This window comes from Antarctobacter sp., assembly GCF_965277915.1.
In the GTDB taxonomy this organism is placed as follows: domain Bacteria; phylum Pseudomonadota; class Alphaproteobacteria; order Rhodobacterales; family Rhodobacteraceae; genus Antarctobacter.
Genome location: NZ_OZ255849.1, coordinates 107665 through 128180 on the forward strand (window position 1 = coordinate 107665; position 20516 = coordinate 128180).

The following is a 20516-nucleotide window of genomic DNA, read 5'->3' on the forward strand; positions in this document are numbered from 1 at the left end:
CGGCGCAGGCTAGCGCAAGTCGAGGTGAACGCCATGCCTTTCGGACAGGAGTGTCGCCAGGTCCGCGAGTTCCTGCTGCGTCCCGTCTGGGCCCCAGCCCAGAGCGCCGCCCGCAATCGCTGCGACCGCGCGGCACAGGGCGGGTGTCAGGCGGCCACTGATGGCCAGCGATGTGCGGCGCAACAGGATGTCGGACAGGTGCTGGACCGCCTCGTGCCGTGCTATCCAGTCGATCTCGCGGTCGGTGTGGTCCGGCGCGTCGGGCAGGGCGGTGGCCTCGGCGCCCTCATGCGCGGCGATCTGGCGTGCGGTGGTCCCGTAACGGTCCAGCAGCACGGTCAACCGGTCCGGCGCAACGGCGGTCTTTGCCGCCACGTCAGCGATCCAGTCCCGGAGCGCATCCTCTGTCCGGGGCATGTCCCGCCCGCCGCCGATGGGCAGGTCGTCGGTCGTTTGCTGTCGCGGCTTGCCAAGCTCGGCCAGGATCCGGTCGCTGACCTCTGCCGAAAAAGCGCGGAAGGTGGTCCATTTGCCGCCCACCAAGGACATGACCGGAAAGGCGCGCCGTGGCGTCGCCGGTTCCAGCGGAGCGGAATGGTCGCGGCTGATGAGCCCGGGGGCCACGCCCTCGGAGTTGGGAAGGGGGCGAATGCCCGCGTAGGCATAGACGATCTGGTCGTGATCGAAGTGAAGCCCGGGCAGCAGGTCGCGCAGGCTCTGGATGAAATAGTCGGTCTCGGCCTCGGTGCAGATCACGGCATCGGGGTCTTTCGCCGGGATGTCGGTGGATCCGACCAGTGCCTTGCCGTGAAAGGGAAAGACCAGCAGGATGCGCCCGTCGTCCCCTTCGAAATAGATCATCCGCCCGTCCAACTGATCCAGCAGGTCGGGGTGATCCAGCAGGATATGCGAACCCTTTGTGCCGCCGATCAGCCGGGTCTCCAGCCCCAGAATTGCGTTCACGCGATCGATCCAGGGCCCCGCGGCATTGACCACGAAACGCGGGCGAACGACACGGGGTTGTCCCTGCGGCCCGCGCAGGGACACGGCGCCGTCACGATGTCCCTCGACGGCGGTCCAGTTCAGTGCCTCTGACGCGGGCGACAGGGCGACCCCGTCAGAGGCCAGCTCCATCACCAGCCGTTCCGGGGCGGTCACGGTGGCGTCGTAGTAGGTGCCCACGGCGACGATCCGGGGTGTCAACGCCGGGATCTGGGCAAGGGCGCGCGCCCGGCCCAACATGCTGTGCCGGGGCATCTGGCGCGCTTTCGCACCGTAGAAATCGTAGATCGCCAGCCCGGCCTTGATCAGCAGCGCCCCACGGCTGCGTGGCGCGGTCTTGGAACCGAAAAAGGTGCGTAGCGCGGCCCAAACGCCCTTTGTCCAGGACTGGATCGGGATCACGGTGGGCAGGGGGCGGACGAGGTGTGCCGCGTTCTTCAGCAGCAGGTTCCGTTCATAGGTGGATTCCGCGACGAGGCGAAATTCCCCGGTCTCGAGGTATTTCAGCCCGCCGTGGATCAGGCGTGACGGGGCCGCACTGGTGCCTGACCCGAAATCGCCCTTGTCGACGATCATGCATTTCAGCCCCTGCGCGCAGAGATCGCGGAACACGCCGGCGCCATTCACCCCGGCGCCGATGATCAGCACGTCAAACTCTTCTGCCTCGGGGTCAGTCATCGGTGTTGCCCCGGGCAAGGGTTTCAAGGCTGTTCAGGCGATCCCAGGCCGCCCCCATGTCTTCGGCAATCTCGTGGTAGACTGCGTAGCGCCGGGCATAATGCGCGGCGCGTTCAGGCGCGGGCAGATAGGTGGTTTCCAGCGTGGCGAGGTCACGCGGATCCGCGTTCCAGCCCGCGAAGGCGCCCACCGCGGCCCCGGCACAAAGTGCGGCGCCCCAGGCGGCAGCCTCGTCCGTGTCGGTGACGGTCACGGGCATGTCCAGCACATCGGCAAACAGCTGTGCCACCGACGGGTTGCGCGAGGCGCCTCCGGTCAACCGGGCCTCGCTGCCGCCGAAACTGTCCCGCAGTGCATCGACGTGATCACGGTGGTTGAAAGCCACGCCTTCGAGCAGCGCGGCCAGAAGGTCGCCACGTTCGTGCCAGCCCCGCAGGCCCAGAAAACCGGCGCTGGGCGCCGCGCCCATCGGTGAGCCGAAGAGATAGGGGTGATAGAGGATCGAGGAGGGGCGGCTCAGCGCCGCGTCGATCTCGGGGCGCAGCAGTGCGTGGATATCCTGGCCCTCGGCTCGGGCTTGCGCGCGCTCCACGGCGCAGAAAGTATCCAGGAACCAGTCGTAATTCGTGGTCGAGGCGGGCGAGATGGACATGTTGTTCCACTGGCCCCCGTCGATGGCATTGCGGCAGAACCATCGCGCATCCACGATCGGCTGGGTCGAGACGCTTTCGTTGATCGAATAGGTGCCCGCAACGATCCCAACGACCCCGGGCCGATGCGCGCCGATACCCAGCGCCGAGGCGGTCACGTCATGCAGACCTGCCGCCACGGGGGTTCCGGGGCGCAGACCGGTTGCGTCTGCCGCCTCTTGCGTGATCTCTCCGACGAGGCTGGCGGAATGGTCGGCGCGGGGCAGGGCATCCTGCAATTTGCCCAGGCCGAAGAGATCCAGCGCTTCTTGCGACCAGACCTGTGATTGCACGTCGGTGAAGGAGGTACTGGCCTCGGTGTGATCGGTGCCGATGCGACCGCTGAGGCAATAGCACAGCCAGTCCTTGCTTGCGAGGACATGACCGATCTGCGCATAGCGGTCCGGTTCGTGGCGTTGAATCCAGCTAAGTAGAGCGGAGTGGGCCGAGACATGCGGCACCTGTCCGGTCAGGGCCAGCGCGCGCTGATCCGTCCCGTCGGCCTGCCAGTCCTCGACGATCTGAAAGGCGCGGCTGTCCAGCGACAGGATGCCGGTCCCCAGCGGGGCGCCCGCCTTGTCCAGCAGGTAGATCCCGTCGCCATGTGCGGTGGCCGCCACGGCGACGATGCGCGCCGGGTCGGTCCCGCTGGTTTCGAGCACGTCGCGGATGGCCGAGGCGGTCTGCCGCCAAAAGTCGTCCATGTCCCGCTCAACCCGGCGTGGGGCGGGTTTCAGCTGGGTCACGTTGCGGCGTACGACGGCCAGCTGCGTTCCCTTCAGGTCGAAGATCACCGCCTTGGTCACGGTAAGACCGCTGTCGATGGCCAGGATCCGGTCCATGTCATGCCCCTCGGGTTTGTCCGGGAAAAGGACGGAGCCCGGGGGAGGAAGGCCGGGCTCCGGATGTGGCGTGCATGCTTGGCGCCCGTGGGCGCACCGGCATCACGCCTTGTTGTATTTCGCGTCGACCTCGTTGATCGCCTTCACGTTCCCGGCCGAGCGGCCCTCGGGGTCGAAGGAGGTCGACAGGAAGGCATCGGCGATGTCCTTGGCCAGTTCCGCCCCGATCACGCGTGCGCCCATGGTGATGATCTGCGCGTTGTTCGAGGTCGAGGCCTTGCCCGCCGAATAGGTGTCATGGCACTGCGCGGCGCGGATGCCGGGGATCTTGTTGGCAGACATGGCAACGCCGATGCCGGTGCCGCAGATCAGGATCGCGCGGTCGTATTCGCCTGCCATGACGGCGCTGGCCACGCGGTCCGAGAGATTGGCATAGAACGGGTCCGGCCCTTCGCTGGTGCGCGAGATTTCCGCGACGTCGTGCTTGTCCTTGAGATGGTCGGCGAGGACCTTTGCCAGTTCTTCGCCTGCGCTGTCGCCTGCAACTGCAATCTTCATGGGATCGTGTCCTTTCGTTCAGATGGCGGTGGAGCACCTGGCAAGGATGTCGAGGTAACCCTCGACATTCCAGGCAGAGCGCCCGATGAAAAGCCCGTCGATATGCGGGCACTGGATGAGTTCCTCGCAATTGCCGGGGTTGACCGACCCGCCGTAGAGACAGGGCACGCGGCGTCCCAGAACCTCTTCGGCAACTGCGATGATCTCACCTTGCCGGTCGTCGGCATAGTCCGATGTGGCGGGGATACCGTTCTCTCCGATGGCCCAGACGGGTTCATAGGCCAGCAGGATCGGCGCGGTTTTCCGGGTGTCGTCCAGCTTGCCCAGGGCGCCGCGCACCTGCGCTTCCAGCACCTCTTGCGCACGGCCCGCTTCGCGCTCGGCCAGGGTCTCGCCGATGCAGATAAGTGGGATCAATCCATGGCGCACGGCGGCCTCGGTCTTGAGGCCCACGGTCTCGTCGGTCTCGCCAAAATGTTCACGTCGTTCGGAATGGCCCAGTTCGACGATGTCCAGCCCGCAATCGGTGAGCATGAGCGGAGAGACCTCTCCGGTCCAGGCCCCCTCGTCGGCCCAGTGCATGTTCTGGGCGCCGACCTTGACCGAATTGTCCGCAAGGATCTGCTTGACCTCGCGCACGGCGGTGAAGGGCGGGATGACGAAGCGTTGTATGCGCGGGTCGCGATCCGCGTCCGCCCCTGCCAGCGCGGAGGCAAAGGCCTGTGCCTCTGCCAACGTCTTGTTCATCTTCCAGCTGGTTCCGATCCAGAACTGCGGGTGTGTCATGCCTCGGCCTCTTGGGTGTCTGCGAATGTCAGGGGCAGCCCGGCCTGCTCCAGGGCCGCGCGGGCCTCGGGGGCGGGGGGCTGGTCGGTGATGATGTGGTCGAACTCGGACAGGGCGGCCAGCCGGTGCAGGGCGGCATTGCCAAAGCGGCTGTGGTTGACCAGCAGCACCCGGCACGCCGCCTGCCGCATCATCGCTTGCTTTGACCGGACCACGGTTTCATCCATGTGAAACACCTCCAGCCCCGACACGGCGGGAGAGGAGATAAAGGCCACGTCGGCGCGCAGATGCGCCAGCGCATCCTCTGTCACCTTGCCGAGATAGGCGTTGAACTTGGCGGAATAGACGCCGCCGAGGGCGATCAGGGTGATCCCGGCCTCTGCTCTCAGCGCGTCCATGACCGCCGCGTTGTTGGTGATCACGGTCAGCGGACGGCACGCGGCAAGCTGCTGTCCCAGGATCGCGGCCATCGAACCGTCATTGATCATGACCGTCATGCCCGGCTCGACCAGGCGCAGCGCGGCCCTGGCCATCGCCATCTTGGCCGGTGCGCCCTGCCGTTCGCGAAAGCGGAAATCGCTTTCGAACTGGGTGCCGGAGCGGATCGTGGCGCCACCGCGGATCTTGCGCAAGAGCCCCGCGCTTTCGAGGTCGTCGAGGTCGCGATGGATGGTCATGCGAGACACGGCGAAACGATCGGCAAGCGCATCAAGCTCGACCTCTCCGTCCGTGACCAGCAGGTCCATGATCGCCTGTTGCCTGTCGTCTCTTTTCACCGGTCACCTCCTGAACGTAACATCTCACATCACAGATTTACCGTCAATTATGTTATTTTGGGATTTCATGTTGTGATTTTTATCAGGTTCGCGTAACACCGGGGCAACGCAGGAGGACATGATGCCCAAAGATTCGATGCCGCAGGCGATTGCTGCCAAAGCTGCGCTGGACCCTGGGGGCTTTGCCCTGGCGAACTGTATCCGTGCGCTTTCGATCGACGCGGTCGAAGCGGCGAAATCGGGTCATCCCGGCGCGCCGATGGGCATGGCGGATGCGGCCACTGCGCTGTTCCGCGATCACCTGAAGTTCGATGCCTCCGCCCCCGACTGGCCGGACCGTGACCGGGTGGTGCTGTCCAACGGCCACGCGTCGATGCTGTTGTATTCGCTGCTGCACCTGACCGGCTATGCCGACATGACCATCGAAGAGCTGCGCAACTTCCGCCAGCTTGGCGCCCGCACCGCGGGCCATCCGGAATACGGCCATGCCAAGGGGATCGAGACGACGACCGGGCCATTGGGGCAGGGTATTGCCAGTGCCGTCGGCATGGCGATGGCCGAACGCGCATTGGGCGCCGAGTTCGGTGCCGATCTTGTCGATCACCACACCTATGTGTTCCTCGGTGATGGCTGCCTGCAAGAGGGCATCGGGCAGGAGGCGATCTCGTTGGCCGGGCACCTGGGGCTGGGCAAGCTGATCGTTCTCTACGACGACAACCGGATCACCATCGACGGGCCGACCTCGGTGTCGTTTTCCGAGGATGTGCCGGCGCGCCTGCGGGCTTGCGGCTGGCATGTGCTGGAATGTGACGGGCATGATATTTCCGCCGTTTCGACCGCTATCGCAGAGGCCAAGGCGGAAACGGGCAAGCCGACCCTGATCGCCATGACGACGACCATCGGTTTTGGTGCGCCGTCAAAGGCGGGCACGGCCTCGGCGCATGGTGCGCCGCTGGGCGCCGAAGAGGCTGCCGCCACGAAGGCAGCACTGGGCTGGGAGGCCGCCCCCTTCGAGGTGCCTGCAGACCTGGCCGCCGAATGGCGGGCCATCGGGGCACGGGGCAGTGCTGCCCGCGAGGAGTGGGAAGCCCGGCTTGCCGCCTCGCCCGACCGGGCAGAGTTCTCGCGCCGCATGGCGCGCGAGCTGCCCGGAGGATTTGACGCGGCGGTGGCGCAGGCCCGCGCGGCGCTCTTCGCGGAACCGCAAAGGATCGCCACCCGCAAGGCCAGCCAGGTCGCGCTGGAGGCGCTGGCGCCCGCATTGCCAGAGCTGATCGGCGGTTCGGCCGACCTGACCGGCTCCAACTTGACCCGGGTCCCGGCGGTGGACAGTCAGTTCTCGCGCCAGCAGCCCGGCCGTTACGTTGGCTACGGAGTGCGAGAGTTCGGCATGGCGGCGGCCATGAACGGCATGAACACCCATGGCGGGTTGATCCCCTACGGCGGCACCTTCCTCGTCTTTTCGGACTATGCCCGGAACGCGATCCGGCTGTCTGCGCTGATGGGGGTTGGTACGATCTATGTCATGACCCACGACAGCATCGGCCTGGGTGAGGATGGTCCGACCCATCAGCCGGTGGAGCACCTGACCTCGCTGCGCGCGATCCCGAACCTCCATACTTTCCGGCCCGCCGACGCGGTCGAGACGCTGGAATGCTGGGACATCGCCATCCGGTCACGCGGCACCCCCTCGCTGCTGGCGCTCAGCCGGCAGGGCGTGCCGCAATTGCGGCTGGAGGCCGGCGACGAGAACCTGAGCGCGAAGGGCGCCTATGTCCTGCGCAGCTACGGTGCAGGGCGCGACCTGACCCTGCTGGCAACGGGCACAGAGGTCAGCCTAGCGGTCGAGGCTGCCGAGACGCTGGCGGAACGGCGTTTGGGCGTGGCCGTCGTCTCGATGCCGTCCTGGGAGCTGTTCGAGGCGCAACCGGCAGAATACCGCGCCGAGGTGCTGGGCACCGCGCCCCGTATCGCCGTCGAGGCAGCCAGCACCTATGGCTGGACCCGGTATGTCGACTCCGAGGAGGAGGTGATCGGGATGCGGGGCTTTGGGGCCTCCGGCCCGGCAGAGGATCTGTACCGCAGTTTCGGCATCACGCGCGAGGCCATCGTCGCCAAGGCGGATGCATTGCTGAATGGGAAGGGCTGAGGCCATGCAGGCGCCCTTGAAACTGGACGGCGATACGGCCGTCACCGCCCCCACCCTGACCGCGCATCTGGCGGATTGGGCGGGCGAAGACCCTGCGCGCGGCGCGCTGGCGGCACTTCTGAACCGTCTCGCGGAGGCCAGCGTGCCGCTGGCCAGACGCCTGGCGCAGGGGCATCTGACCGGCGACCCGACGCATGTGATCGGCACCAACGATTCCGGCGACAAGCAAAAGGCGCTGGACATGGGCGCGCATGACCATTTCATCGAGATGCTGCGCGGCATGTCGGTGGCGCGGGTCCTGTCCGAAGAGGCCGAGGAGGTCGAGACCATCGACCCGGACGGCGCATTCGACCTGGCGATGGACCCGATCGACGGATCCGGCAGCATCGGCATCGGTGCACCACTTGGCGCGCTCTTTGCGATTTTCCCGGCGGGCGACAGTTTCCTGCGCAAGGGGCGCGAGATGATTGCCGCCTGCTATGTCTCTTTTGGACATTCGGTCGACTTCGGCTTCAGCACCGGGGCGGGTGTCGACATCGCCACGCTGGACCCGGTGACCGGGGTCTTTCACGTCGATACCACCGCCGTCACGATCAAGCCCGAGACCTCGACCGTGGCCTTCAATGCCTCGAACCGGCGGCGCTGGTCCGAGGGGCTGCAACGCTATACCGAGGACCTGCTGCACGGGGCCGAGGGGCCGCGCGGGCGGGATTTCAACATGCGCTGGATCGCCGCCGCAGTCGGTGACTTGCACCGTATCCTGCGCCGGGGCGGGCTGTTCATGTATCCCGGCGATACCCGCCCGGGCTACGAAGACGGTTTTCTGCGGCTTGCCTACGAGGCCTTCCCGATTGCCTACCTGATCGAACAGGCCGGTGGTACGGCGACTGACGGGCGGACAGCCATCCTCGACCAGTCGCCCGCCCACCTGCATGACCGTGTGCCGCTGATCTTTGGCAGCCGCGATGAGGTGGCAAAGCTCTGCGACTACCTTTCCCCCTCCGACTGACAGGAGCCCCAGATGCCCCGTATCACCCTGCGCCAGCTGCTCGATCACGCGGCGGACAACGGCTATGCCGTGCCCGCCTTCAACATGTCCAACATGGAACAGGGGCTGGCGATCATGGCCGCGGCCAATGAAACCGGGTCGCCGGTGATCCTGCAGGCCAGCCGCGGCGCACGCAGCTATGCCAACGACACGGTGCTGGCCAAGCTGATCGACGCGCTGGTGGAAATCTACCCGCATATCCCGGTCTGCATGCACCTCGACCACGGCAATACCCTGGCGACCTGCGTCACTGCCATTCAGCACGGGTTCACCTCTGTCATGATGGACGGGTCGCTGAAGGAAGACGGCACCACGCCTGCCGATTATGCCTACAACGTGCGGATCACCCGCGCGGTGGTGGAGATTGCCCATGCCGCCGGTGTGTCGGTCGAGGGGGAGCTGGGAGTTCTGGGCTCGCTGGAGACGGGGCAGGGCGACCAGGAAGACGGGCATGGCGCGACGGGCACCCTGTCGCAGGACCAACTGCTGACCGATCCCGAAGAAGCAGAACGTTTCGTGGCCGATACCGGCGTCGACGCGCTGGCGGTGGCGATGGGCACCAGTCATGGCGCCTACAAATTCACCCGCCAACCCGATGGGGACGTGCTGGCGATGGAGGTGATCGAGGCGATCCACCAGCGCCTGCCCAGCACTCACCTGGTCATGCATGGATCCTCCTCGGTGCCCGAGGAGTTGCGCCTGCTGATCAACGAGTACGGCGGCGAGATCAAGCCGACCTGGGGCGTGCCCCTGGACGAGATCCGGCGCGGCATCCGCCACGGCGTGCGCAAGGTCAACATCGACACCGACCTGCGGCTGGCGGCCACGGCGGCGATCCGCAAGACCCTGATGAGCGCCCCCGCCGAGTTCGACCCCCGCAAGTACCTGAAACCGGCCATGGACGGCATGAAGGCGCAATGCATCGAGAAATTCGAGGCCTTCGGCACCGCAGGTCAGGCCGAGCGCATCCGCACGCGCTCGCTGTCCGACATGGCCATGGCCTATTGATCCCCCGAAAGGAGACTGAGCTATGAAATTCTTCGTGGACACAGCCAATACCGACGACATCAAGGAGCTGAACGACTACGGGCTCCTGGATGGCGTGACGACGAACCCCTCGCTGATCGCCAAGTCGGGGCGCGACTTCAAAGAAGTCATCGCGGAAATCTGCAACGTCGTGGCCGGACCGGTTTCGGCCGAGGTCGCGGCAATGGACTTCGACGGGATGGTCGCCGAGGGCGAGCACCTGGCAAAGATCGCCGATAACGTGGTGATCAAGCTGCCGCTGACCTTGGACGGGCTGAAGGCCTGCCGTCACTTCACGTCTAAGGGCATCAAGACCAATGTCACGCTTTGCTTTGCGGCCAACCAGGCGCTGCTGGCGGCCAAGGCGGGCGCGACCTATATCTCGCCCTTTGTCGGACGGCTGGACGACCTGAACATCGACGGGATGGAACTGATCCACGAGATCCGCACCATCTTTGACAACTACGGCTTCAAGACGGAAATCCTGGCCGCCTCGATCCGTTCGGCCAATCACGTCAAGGAGGCTGCCATCGCGGGCGCGGACGTGGCGACGATCCCGCCGGGCGTTATCAAGGGGCTGGCGGCCCATGCGCTGACCGACAAGGGCCTGGACCAATTCGCCAAGGACTGGGCCGCGACCGGACAGTCGATCCTGTGAGCCCTATTGGCGGGTCCGGCGCAGTTGCGGCGGGCCTGCCTATCCCTCCATCAGGGTTCTGGCGGTGCGTTCGTCGGTGATGAGGCCGGACAGTCGACCGCTGCTCAGTACGGCGCGGATCGCGCCAACCTTGTGCGGCCCGCCCGCCAGCGCGATGATGCGATCCTTGCGGTCCTTTCCGTCGCCCAGCGACGCTGCAATGGTTCGCTTGGTCAGGGGCGTGTCGAGGATATTGCCCTCGGCATCGAAGAAATGCCCCAGGATTTCACCGCAACCGCCCTCCGCCGATATCGCTTCTATCTCGCTCGACTGGATCAACCCGGCGACGACAAGTTGCGCGTCATAGGATGCAGTGCCGACCCCGACGAGCTTGAGAGGTGCCGCCTCGGCCATTTGCAGAACCTCCGATATCCCGCGTTGTGCCAGCAGAACCGTTCGATCCTCTGCGGAATTGGCGAAGAAGGGCACCGGCATCACGTAGGCCTGCGCCCCGGTCTTTTCGGCCAAAAGGTGCATGACATCGTGGGGATTGGCGGCGAAGTTTCGCGTGAGGCCCCCCAGAAGAGAGACGAAACGCTGATTTGGCAGAGACATGTGCGGCATGGTCCGGACGGCAGCGGTCAACGTGCGGCCGTGGCTGAGCGCGATGGTCTGATCCTCGCCATTTTCCAGGCAACGCCGCAGCCAGGAAGCCCCGGCGGCGCCGAGCGCTCGCAGCGGTATATCCTCCTCGTCCAGATCGGGCGCGACCTCGCAAGTGGAGAGCCCGTAGCGCAGGCAAAGCGCTTGCTCGAGTTCGAAGCAGTCGATGATGTTGCCTTCGATGCTGACCTTGACGGCGCCCTCGGCCACCGCGCGGGCGATCAGGCGATGCGCCTTGACCGATTGCACGCCCAGCCGCTTGGCCACTTCGGCCTGCCGCATGCCGCCGACATAGTGCAGCCATGCGGCGCGGATCGCCAAGGAATGCTCGGCATCGCCCGACATCCGATCTTTCGCCATCTCATGTCCTCCACACTCCGGCGTCTACCGCGCTCGCTCCATGATCCCGGTCAGCGCCTCGGCATCAAGGGGAACGGGGTTGGCTTTCATCGACGATGAGCTGGCGGCCATCCGCGCGGCCTCGGCCCTATGTTCCCCGTTCACACCCTGGGCGTCGAGACCGGGCAGCCCGGCCCGTCGTGACCATTCCGCCAGCGCGGCAAAGGCCTGCGCGGGCTCTGTGCCCAGAACCTGGCCCAGGTCCTCGCGCAGGGCGGCAAGGCGACGGGCGGCGTCGCCTGTCGCGCGGGCCGCGTTTTCTTCCAGCACATGGGGCAGCAGGATGCCGCAGATCGCCCCGTGTGCGGCGCCGGACAGGCCGCCCAGCGGACCGGCCAGGCCATGCACGGCTCCCAGCCCCGCGTTGGCCAGCGCAAGTCCGCCAGACAGGCTGGTCAAGGCGATCTGGTCCCGCGCGTCGGGGTCCTCCTCCTGCATCAGCGTCACCAATGCCGACAGTCCCGAGGATATGGCGGGGCGGCACAGGGCATCGGTCATCGGGTTGGCCCGGGTGCAGACATAGGGTTCGATCACCTGCGTCACCGCATCCAGCCCCGAGGCCAGGGTCACGCCGCGCGGGCAGTTGTCCGTCAGCGAGGGGTCGACAATCGCCATCCAGGGCAACATGCGTGCGTCCCGCAGGCTGACCTTGCGCTGCGCCTCGGGCACGGCGATCACCGCGTTGCGGGTGACTTCGGCGCCGGTTCCGGCAGTGGTCGGAATGGCGGCAAAGGGCAGGGGGGCTGCGTCCAACGGTAGGCCCTTGCCGACCACCTCCAGGTGATCCAGCAGCGGGCGCGTCGCGGGAACAAGCGCGGCGATGGCCTTGCCCGCGTCTAAGACCGCGCCGCCGCCAAGGGCGACGACTATCTGCGCCCCGCCGTCGCGGGCTGCGGCCACGCCGGCCTCGATCATCGCCAGATCGGGTTCCGCCGAGACACTGAGGCGGTCGACGGAACATCCCTCGGCCTCGAGCGCGGCGCACAGCCAGTCGGCCCGCGCCGGGGTGCCGCCCTGAACCAGCAGCACGCGCTGTCCGCGGGCGGCCAGGTCGGGCACTGCCCGCCCGGCCTCTCCCCGGCCAAAGCGGATTTGCGTGGCCGTGGCAAAGGAGAAAGCGGGCAGGGACATGGCTCAGACCTCCAGCTTGGCAATCATCAGGACCGCATCCGCCGCCTCGGCGCCCTTCTTGACGAAGTGGTCGCGGAAGAAGCCGACATGTTCCTCGGTCGGTTGGAAGTGATGCGGTGTCAGCGAGACCGAGAAGGTCGGGACGCCGGTTTCAAGCTGCGCCTGCATCAACCCGTCGACCACGGCCTGGGCGACGAAGTCATGGCGGTAGATCCCGCCATCGACCACGAGCGCGGCGCAGACCACGGCGTCGTACTTGTCGCTCTGTCCCAGCTTCTTGGCCAGGAGCGGCATCTCGAAGGCGCCGGGCACGTCAAAGGGCGTGACCTCGGCGGACGCGCCGGCCTCGGCGATCCGTTTTTCGAACCCGACCAGCGCATTGTCGACGATATCGGCGTGCCAGCGGGCCTTGATGAAGGCGATTTTCAATGTTTCAGACATGGAACCATCCTTTGCGTTTCACAAATGGTCCCAAGGCGATGCCATCCGCGCAGGCCGGATGGCCCGTCGGCTGGTTCTCTTTCATCCGGACTGTTACCGTCGGCCCCGGAATTTCACCGGTGTCTGCTGGACCCTTCCGGATTTCGCCGAAAGGCGCTCGCGGGCTATCACCGCCGGTGGGGAATTGCACCCCGCCCTGAGAACGCGGCAAGGTTTGGCGCCAAGCGGCGGAAAAGGCAAGCGCCTTTGCGACAGGTTCGCGATATCGGCGACCCCGATCAGACATTCAGGTCATTCACCCCGCTGTCGATATGTGGCGCCCAAAAGGCCACGCTTTCGGCAATCTGGGGGATCACCTGGCGGTCGTTCGGCTCGCGTTCCTTGAAGGACAGTTCAAGGCAGATCTCGTTGTCCACGGCGCCGCCTTCGGCAAGGGCCTTGAGCAGCGGGTCGGGCTGAATCGCCCCTTTCGCGTTGAATTCGGCGGTAAAGGGGCGGTGGCCGGACTTGTCCATCATCGACTGCTTGATGTGGATGATCGGGCTGACCTTCGGCACCGCGCGTGCCCAGGCGTAGGGATCTGTGTCATCCGGATTGGGCGAGGTCACGTCGCCGTGGTCGATGTCGGCCATCATCCACATCGGGACAGCCATGTTCGCCGCACTCAGTCGGTCCTGCAGCTTGATGCATTCTGCGATGGTCTCGCCGAATTCGCGGCCAACGCTCATCGGCTCCCAGAAGACGTAGTCCAGACCGGCGGCCTTCGCGTGTTCGGCCACCTCGGCCCAGCAGTCGATGGCGATCTGCAACAGCTCTTCGCGCCGGGCGGGGTCGTCGTAGTCCCGAAAGGTGAAGATCGCGAATTGTGTCCCGACAGAGGTGCCGCCCAGATCACCGATGATGTCGGCAAATGTCTTGAACCAATCGACGTAGTAGCGCCGCACGTCGCGGTCGGGATGGCCAAAATGGTTGAGCCGTCCGTAAGGGCCGGTCATGCCGCTGGTCACGCGGGCGCCAGTGCGCGCCAGCGCGGCGCCCATCTGCCGGGTCAGCCGCCGGATCACCGGCGCGGGCCAGCCGGGATTGATGAACTCATGCGTCAACTGGATGTCGCGGATCCGGATGTCGCGCGCGATGGCGTCGATCAGGTCGTCTGGCTCGGCAAAGCGGTTCACCAGCGGGTTGGTGTTCAGCGAAAGGGTCAGCGCCATGTCACGCGGCCTCCTGCCGGGCATCGAACCACTTGGCAAAGGCCGCTTGTTCCGCCTCGGTCATGTGCAGGCGGTGTTTTGTCCGCCGCCACAGGATGTCCTCGGCGGTCTGCGCCCATTCGTGGTTCACCAGATAAGTCACCTCGGCCTCGTAGAGCTGGCCGCCAAAGTGCCGGCCCAGCCCCTCCAGCGAGGTAGCATCGCCCGCGATCTGGCGCACTCGGCTGCCGTAGCAACGCCCGTAATGACGGCGCAATTCGCGCGGCATCCAGGGGTATTCCTGTTTCATCGTGTTGCGGAACAGCTCGTAGTCGGCGCCCTTAAGATCGCCGCCGGGCAGGGGGGCGTTTTCGGTCCAGTCCTTGCCCATCTTGGGAAAGAATTTCTCGATCTTGTGCATCCCGCGCTCTGCCAGCTCGCGGAAGGTGGTGATCTTGCCGCCAAAGATGTTCAGCAGGGGCGCGCCGCCGGTTTCGTCAACGTCAAAGACATAGTCGCGCGTCACGGCCGAGGGGTTGCCCTGTCCATCATCGAACAGCGGCCGCACCCCGGAAAAGGTGGTTTCGACGTCGTCGCGGGTCAGCTCTTCCTTGAAGTAGCGGTTCACCGCGTCGATCAGGTACTGCACCTCGCTCTCGTCGGCGGTCACATCCTCGGCGCGGCCATCGTAGGCGATGTCGGTGGTGCCGATCAGGGCCTTGTCGCGCTCGTAGGGGTTGATGAAGATCACGCGCTTGTCGTGGTTCTGGACCAGGTAGGCATTCTCTCCTTTCCAGAACTTTGGCACGATGATGTGGCTGCCCTTGACCAGCCGCACGTTGCGCGCGCTGTTCGATCCGGCCACACGGGTCACCACGTCCGTCACCCAGGGGCCGGCGGCATTGACCAGCAGCTTGGCCTCGAATTCCCGTGTCTCGCCGGTGACGGAGTTTTTCGTCGTCACCCGCCAGGCGCCGTTTTCGCGCCGCGCCGAGATACAGGGAGAGCGTGTCAGTACCTCGGCCCCGCGCTCCGCCGCATCGACCGCGTTCAAAACCACGAGCCGCGCGTCATCGACCCAGCAGTCCGAGTATTCGAAGCCGCGCGTGTACTTGTCCTTGATCGCCGCACCTTCGGGGTCGCGACGCAGGTCCAGCGTCCGGGTGCCCGGGAGTTTCTTGCGTCCGCCCAGATGATCGTAAAGAAACAGACCCAGCCGGACCAGCCAGGCCGGCCGGTCCTGGGGGCTGTGCGGCAGGACAAAGCGCATCGGCCAGATGATATGCGGCGCATTCCTCATCAGCACTTCGCGTTCGATCAGTGCCTCGCGCACCAGCCGGAACTCGTAGTATTCAAGGTAGCGCAACCCACCGTGGACCAGTTTGCCGGACCGGGACGAGGTGCCCTCGGCCAGGTCGTCCTTTTCACAGAGCACGACGCTCAGGCCCCGGCCGGCGGCGTCGCGGGCAATGCCCGCGCCGTTGATACCGCCGCCGATCACGAAGAGGTCGACCTTGGACATATCAGTCATCTCTCAAGCTCCTTCAGCCGCACGCGCCGCGGCCAGCCCGTCCCAAACGGGGGCAAGGCCGTCGCGTGCCTGGCGATAGGTGGTGAACAGGGTGTCGTAGACGGGCACGAGGCCCGGATCGGGCGCCTCGGAGCCGCCCAGCAGGGGGGTTGTCCATTGCGCGATGCAGACGTCCATGTCGGCATAGGCGCCGATCGCCACGGCAGCCATCATCGCACAGCCCGCGGCGCCGGCTTCCTCGCGGGCAGAGACGCGGACGGGCGTATTCAACGAGGCCGCCAGGACACGGCGCAGGGCGGCAGAGCGTGCCGCGCCGCCGGTCAGGCGTAGTTCGCTGGGCATCTCGCCCATCGCGGCATAGCAATCCCGCGCGGCCATCCCTAGCCCCTCGACGACGGCGCGGATCACGTCCGGAAACCTGTGTGCGGCGTTGAGCCCGACAAGGCTTGCCCGCGCATCGGCATTGACGAAGGGGCCGCGCTCTCCGGCCTCGGAGATATAGGGGTGATAGATCAGCGCGCCGGGGCGCGACCTGTCCATCCAGCCGTCAATTCGGGCGACAAGATCGGCATGTGTCGGCGCCTCGCCGAACTCGCCGATCAGGTCTTCGGCTAGGGCCAGTGCCCAGTCGATGTTCAGCGTTGCGGCCATGTTGGTCTGCACTTGTGTCACCAGGTCGGGCACCGGAAGACAGATCACATAGCCGGTGCCTTCGGCGTTGAGGTGCACTTGGTCCGAGGTCACGGCGCGCATGTGCACGCCGGTGGACCCGACCGTGGAGCAGGCCGCACCTGCGTCGCCCGTGTGCACACCCGCGCCAAGCGCGGTCATGACCATATCGACATAGCCCAGCGAAACCGGCGTTCCGGCCAGCAGCCCCGTGGCCTCTGCCGCCTCGGGGGTCAGCGGGCGGGTTTCCTGCGCGCCGTCGATGATCTCTGGCAGAAGATGGCGGTACGCCTGCAGCCCGAGGGAAGAAATCACCGTGTCGCTGTAGCGCCGGTTGCGGAAGTCCCCGAAGGTAAAGCTTGCTTCCGAAGGGTCGGTCGCGCGCACGCCGGTCAGGTTGAGGAACAGCCAGTCCTTGCAGTGCAGGGCCACCTCGGCCCGGTCCAGCAGCTCCGGGCAGGTCGCAGCCATATGCGCAAGCTGGCTGCCCTGCTGACAGGTGTTCAGCCCGGTTCCTGTCGCCTCGAACCTCGCGCGTTCGTCCGTACCTGCAGACAGCCGCCGGACCGTGGGCGCGGCCCGCGCATCCAGCCAGAGCCAGGCGTCACTCACTGCTGCGTTGCCCTTGCCTGCCAGCCAGGTGCCGTCACCCTGGCCGGTCAGGGCGAGTGCGGCGGTTCGCTGTGCCAACCCGGGCATCTTTTCGACCAGGCCACGCAGGGCGGCGGCACAATCGGCCCATGTCTGAGGCGGGGACTGGGTCGCAGAGCCATCGGCGCCCATCGTGTACCTGTTGCGCACCGATGAGGCGGCCAGTTGGCGCCCTGCAAGATCGAAGGCGACGGCCTTGATCACGGAGGTGCCCGCATCGACGCCGATGATCACGTCAGACGAATCGGACATCACCGCCTCCCTTTTCACGTTCGGTCACCTCGGCCTCCCCCTTGTGACGCTTGTATTTTCCTGCCCTCGGGGCAGCCATGCGCCGCGCGTTCTCAGGGCGGTCTGACGCCTGTCCGCACTGCGCCCGGTTGCAATTGGTGTAACACAAAGAATCTCGATGCAGTGATTTTTTTTGCAGACAACGTAATTTTTTTCACTTATGGTTGGTTCAAACGGTTGCAGTGGTTTCACGGCGACGAATCGTCGGCCCATCCAGGGAATTGAGGAGTTCCGGGCTCGGCGAAAGGGGAGGAGCGAAGCAACTTCAATTGGTTGCAGTTCCCTTTACAGACAGGTTCCTGTCGTTTGGCAGGAAGAAACGGAACCGCCCGGTCCGCCGGGCAGAATCGCAAGAGGGGGCACGCCTGACATGGCTACCACCGGCACAGCATCTGCCAGCGCCAGCAAGGCCAAGCGCAGGAATGTAATCATCGCGATCGCAGGAGTTGTGTTGCTGGGCGCGATCGCGCTCGACACCAAGGTCGTGGCCATCGGAGGCGAGGAAGACCTGCGACAGCAGGCCTTTGACCCGGATCGCTTTGGCGTCGACGAGTTTCCCCGCATCCGCGAGTTCGTGATGGACCGTGCACCCGAGGCGGCCGATCTTGCCCGCGAACTGGCCGAGGACAAGGCGGCGGCAACGGCGGCCTACGGCACGATGGCGGGGGCTTTTCCGGTCATGACGGTGAAATTCACCGGCACCGTGGGCGAAGGGAAATCCGGCATCTTCAACATCGACGTGCCGGACATGCCGGAGGGGACAGGGATCCGCGTTCAGACCGGCCCGGCGATCAACGGGACCGAACTGCGGGACATCGTCGGCGACATCGAATTCGGCGCTTTCAAGAACCAGATCGAGTACCAGGACGCGGGCGCGGGCATCAACCGGGCGATGTCGGCGGATGTGCTGGCCGATCTCGACCGCGACAGCCTGCAAGGCAAGACCATCTCGGTTACCGGTGCCTTCACCATGATCAACCCGAAGAACTGGCTGGTCACGCCAGTCGCGCTTGAGGTGCAGTGATGAAGGCACCCGAGCACGACGAAACGCCGACTGCCACGCCGGACAAGGCCGAGGTGGTTCTTGCCGCGCGCGACGTGACCAAGAGCTTTGGGGCGGTCCATGCGTTGAAGGGGGTGAACTTTGACGTTCACCGCGGCCAGGTGACGACGCTCTTTGGCGAAAACGGCGCCGGCAAGTCCACGTTGATGAAGATCCTGTCCGGCGTGCACATGCCCACGACGGGCGAATTGATCCTGGACGGCGCGCCGGTCGAGATCCGCTCGACCGTCGAGGCGCGCGAACTGGGCATTTCCATCATTCACCAGGAACTCTCGCTCGCCCCCAACATGAACGTGCGCGACAACATCTTTCTGGGGCGCGAGATCATGGGGCCGCGCGGCGTCAACTTTGCCGAGGAAGAGCGCCAATGCCGCATCCTGATGGAAGAGCTGGAAGAGGACATCGACCCGCTGACCCCGGTCGAGGACCTGCGCCTGGGCCAGCAGCAGATCGTCGAGATCGCCCGCGCGCTGAGCGTCAATTCCCGCATCCTGATCATGGACGAGCCGACCTCGGCCTTGTCGGCGGCCGAAGTCGAGGTGCTGTTCAAGGTGATCCATGACCTCAAGGCGCGCGGCGTCTCGATCGTCTACATTTCGCACCACCTCGAAGAGGCGCTGACCATCACCGATCACGCGGTCGTCCTGCGTGACGGTGTCATGACCGCCTATGCGCCCCGCGCGGAAATCGACCTGGAATGGATCGTCCGCAACATGGTGGGCGAGAACTTTGACCTTGGCTCGCCGCCGACGGGCTACGCGTTCGGCGAAACGGCCCTGTCGATCGAAGGGTTGAGCGTGCCCGCGCCCGGCGGGTCCGGCTATTCGGTCGTGGACCGCCTGTCGTTGAACGTGCGGCAGGGCGAAATCGTCTGCATCTACGGGCTGATGGGCGCAGGGCGCACCGAGTTGATGGAATGTATCGCGGGCCGCCTGCCTGCCTCTGGCGGCAAGATCCGCCTTCATGGACAGGACCTGGCCGGAATGACCATTGCCCAACGGATTGAGGCGGGCCTGGTCCTGACACCCGAAGATCGTCAGCGGGATGGGCTGGTGCAGACCATGACCGTGGGTCAGAACCTCTCTCTGGCGTCGATCGGGGCCTTTACCCGGCGCCTGCTGACGTCGAAGGCGGATGAGCAGGAAATCATCGAACGATCCATCCGCGAGGTCACGATCAAGACCGACGGCGGCGGCGCGGCCATCGGCTCGCTCTCGGGGGGGAACCAGCAAAAGGTCGTGATCGGCAAGATGCTGGCCACCAAACCCTCTGTCGTGCTGCTGGACGAACCCAGCCGCGGCATCGATATCGGCGCCAAGGCCGAGGTGTTCCGCCTGTTGTCCGAAGGGGCGAAAGAGGGCCTCGCCGTGGTCTATTCCACATCCGAGGTCAGCGAGTGCCTGTCCATCGCCCATCGCATCATCGTCATGCACAAGGGCAAGATCTCGGCCACCTTCGGGCCGGATGCCACCAAGGAACAGATCATGGCCGCCTCGGGCGAGGTGGACTTGCAACAAAGCCTGACCGCGGCCTTTGGCCTGGACCATTGCGAGGTCGTCACCGACCTGCACCAGGAGGACCTGGCGCTTGGCCCGCTTGGCGCGGCAGGGGGGCGTTTCCTGGCCGATGTCATCGGTGAGGGCAGCGTGAAAGTCATCGGGGTCGGACACGGGAGGACCCTGTTGTCCTGTGTCGAGAACCTTGCGCCGCAATCGTCACCGAAGTTGCGGGTCGTTTCGGTGATGGGCGCGCTGACCGCCGGGGCGGACATGAACCCGCACGCGGTCGTCACCCGGCTGGCGGACAAGACCGGGGCCGAGGCCGCCTCGATGCCCGTTCCCTTCATCGCCAATTCCACCGCGGACCGTGACGTGTTGCTGGGCCAGAAGGCGGCGCAGCAGGCCGCGGACCTGGCCGCTGAGGCCGATTTGATGGTCGTGGGCATTGGCACAACCGGGACGCAGGCGGAACTGGTCACGACAGGCATGATCGAGCAGGCGGAAATGGCTGCCATTGCCGAGGCCGGCGGCGTCGGCGAGATGCTGGGGCATTTCTTTGACAAGCGTGGCAAACCCGTGGGCCGCGAGATCACCGACCGCATCCTGACCCAGCCGCTGGAGCGGCTGAAGGGCCGCCGCATCGTCGCCGTGGCCGGGGGAGAAATCAAGACACAGGCGATCAAGGCCGTTCTCGAAAGCGGACTGCTCAGCGGATTGATCATCGACGAACATACAGCCCGGGCAATTGTCGACATGGACAAGCCCGACACGGCGCAGCACTGAACTGGAGATCGCGG

17 protein-coding genes and 1 riboswitch are annotated in these 20516 nt (G+C 65.7%); of the genes, 6 read left to right on the forward strand and 11 right to left on the reverse strand.

Annotation, left to right across the window (positions count from 1 at the left end):
* Positions 1 to 9 precede the first annotated feature (9 nt).
* From ACQY5B_RS01475 to ACQY5B_RS01495, 5 genes are all read right to left on the reverse strand, one after another.
* Positions 10 to 1680, reverse strand: a complete 1671-nt coding sequence (locus ACQY5B_RS01475; RefSeq protein ID WP_420326716.1) for a glycerol-3-phosphate dehydrogenase/oxidase — start codon at positions 1678 to 1680, stop codon at positions 10 to 12.
* On the reverse strand, positions 1673 to 3211 hold the full coding sequence (locus ACQY5B_RS01480; protein ID WP_420326715.1) for an FGGY-family carbohydrate kinase: 1539 nt from the start codon (positions 3209 to 3211) through the stop codon (positions 1673 to 1675). Before ACQY5B_RS01480 ends, ACQY5B_RS01475 begins: the two co-directional genes overlap by 8 nt.
* Positions 3212 to 3313: 102 nt before the next feature.
* A complete protein-coding gene (gene derI, locus ACQY5B_RS01485; RefSeq protein WP_305967739.1) occupies positions 3314 to 3769 on the reverse strand; it encodes a D-erythrulose-4-phosphate isomerase in 456 nt (151 codons plus the stop codon).
* Between the two features lie 18 nt (positions 3770 to 3787).
* A complete protein-coding gene (locus ACQY5B_RS01490; protein ID WP_420326714.1) occupies positions 3788 to 4555 on the reverse strand; it encodes a triose-phosphate isomerase in 768 nt (255 codons plus the stop codon).
* Positions 4552 to 5331 (reverse strand): DeoR/GlpR family DNA-binding transcription regulator, encoded by a 780-nt coding sequence (locus tag ACQY5B_RS01495; RefSeq protein ID WP_420326712.1) that lies wholly within the window; start codon positions 5329 to 5331, stop codon positions 4552 to 4554. The genes ACQY5B_RS01490 and ACQY5B_RS01495 overlap by 4 nt, the downstream gene beginning before the upstream one ends.
* 136 nt (positions 5332 to 5467) lie before the next feature.
* Here ACQY5B_RS01495 and tkt point away from each other — a divergent pair, with 136 nt between their 5' ends.
* The 4 genes from tkt to fsa are packed head-to-tail and all read left to right on the forward strand — an operon-like array spanning position 5468 to position 10212.
* Positions 5468 to 7480, forward strand: a complete 2013-nt coding sequence (gene tkt / locus ACQY5B_RS01500) for a transketolase (protein WP_420328554.1) — start codon at positions 5468 to 5470, stop codon at positions 7478 to 7480.
* Positions 7481 to 7484: 4 nt separating this feature from the next.
* The gene (locus ACQY5B_RS01505; RefSeq protein ID WP_420326710.1) at positions 7485 to 8489 is read left to right on the forward strand and encodes a class 1 fructose-bisphosphatase; all 1005 of its coding nucleotides are present in this window, start codon (positions 7485 to 7487) and stop codon (positions 8487 to 8489) included.
* Positions 8490 to 8501: 12 nt separating this feature from the next.
* On the forward strand, positions 8502 to 9536 hold the full coding sequence (gene fba / locus ACQY5B_RS01510; RefSeq protein ID WP_420326709.1) for a class II fructose-bisphosphate aldolase: 1035 nt from the start codon (positions 8502 to 8504) through the stop codon (positions 9534 to 9536).
* A gap of 22 nt (positions 9537 to 9558) precedes the next feature.
* Positions 9559 to 10212, forward strand: coding sequence for a fructose-6-phosphate aldolase (gene fsa, locus ACQY5B_RS01515; RefSeq protein ID WP_305967744.1), 654 nt, complete (start codon positions 9559 to 9561; stop codon positions 10210 to 10212).
* Positions 10213 to 10251: 39 nt separating this feature from the next.
* Here fsa and ACQY5B_RS01520 read toward each other — a convergent pair whose 3' ends face one another.
* The 6 genes from ACQY5B_RS01520 to ACQY5B_RS01545 all read right to left on the reverse strand — a co-directional run bounded on the left by ACQY5B_RS01520 (position 10252) and on the right by ACQY5B_RS01545 (position 17118).
* Positions 10252 to 11214 (reverse strand): sugar-binding transcriptional regulator, encoded by a 963-nt coding sequence (locus ACQY5B_RS01520; protein ID WP_420326708.1) that lies wholly within the window; start codon positions 11212 to 11214, stop codon positions 10252 to 10254.
* 24 nt (positions 11215 to 11238) lie between these two features.
* Positions 11239 to 12378 (reverse strand): iron-containing alcohol dehydrogenase, encoded by a 1140-nt coding sequence (locus tag ACQY5B_RS01525; protein ID WP_420328553.1) that lies wholly within the window; start codon positions 12376 to 12378, stop codon positions 11239 to 11241.
* A gap of 9 nt (positions 12379 to 12387) precedes the next feature.
* Positions 12388 to 12825, reverse strand: a complete 438-nt coding sequence (locus ACQY5B_RS01530; protein ID WP_305967747.1) for a 6,7-dimethyl-8-ribityllumazine synthase — start codon at positions 12823 to 12825, stop codon at positions 12388 to 12390.
* A 69-nt stretch (positions 12826 to 12894) separates the two neighbouring features.
* A riboswitch (FMN riboswitch) is annotated at positions 12895 to 13033 on the reverse strand.
* 70 nt (positions 13034 to 13103) lie between these two features.
* Positions 13104 to 14036 (reverse strand): sugar phosphate isomerase/epimerase family protein, encoded by a 933-nt coding sequence (locus ACQY5B_RS01535; protein ID WP_420326707.1) that lies wholly within the window; start codon positions 14034 to 14036, stop codon positions 13104 to 13106.
* Between the two features lies 1 nt (position 14037).
* Complete coding sequence (locus ACQY5B_RS01540; RefSeq protein WP_420326706.1) at positions 14038 to 15546, reverse strand: glycerol-3-phosphate dehydrogenase; 1509 nt, start codon at positions 15544 to 15546, stop codon at positions 14038 to 14040.
* A 3-nt stretch (positions 15547 to 15549) separates the two neighbouring features.
* Entirely contained in the window at positions 15550 to 17118 is a 1569-nt protein-coding gene (locus ACQY5B_RS01545; protein ID WP_420326705.1) for an FGGY-family carbohydrate kinase, read from the reverse strand.
* A 409-nt stretch (positions 17119 to 17527) separates the two neighbouring features.
* Here ACQY5B_RS01545 and ACQY5B_RS01550 point away from each other — a divergent pair, with 409 nt between their 5' ends.
* Complete coding sequence (locus tag ACQY5B_RS01550) at positions 17528 to 18181, forward strand: DUF2291 family protein (protein WP_305967750.1); 654 nt, start codon at positions 17528 to 17530, stop codon at positions 18179 to 18181.
* Positions 18181 to 20502: a sugar-binding domain-containing protein gene (locus tag ACQY5B_RS01555; protein WP_420326704.1), complete on the forward strand. Its 2322-nt coding sequence runs from the start codon at positions 18181 to 18183 to the stop codon at positions 20500 to 20502. Before ACQY5B_RS01550 ends, ACQY5B_RS01555 begins: the two co-directional genes overlap by 1 nt.
* Positions 20503 to 20516: the final 14 nt, after the last annotated feature.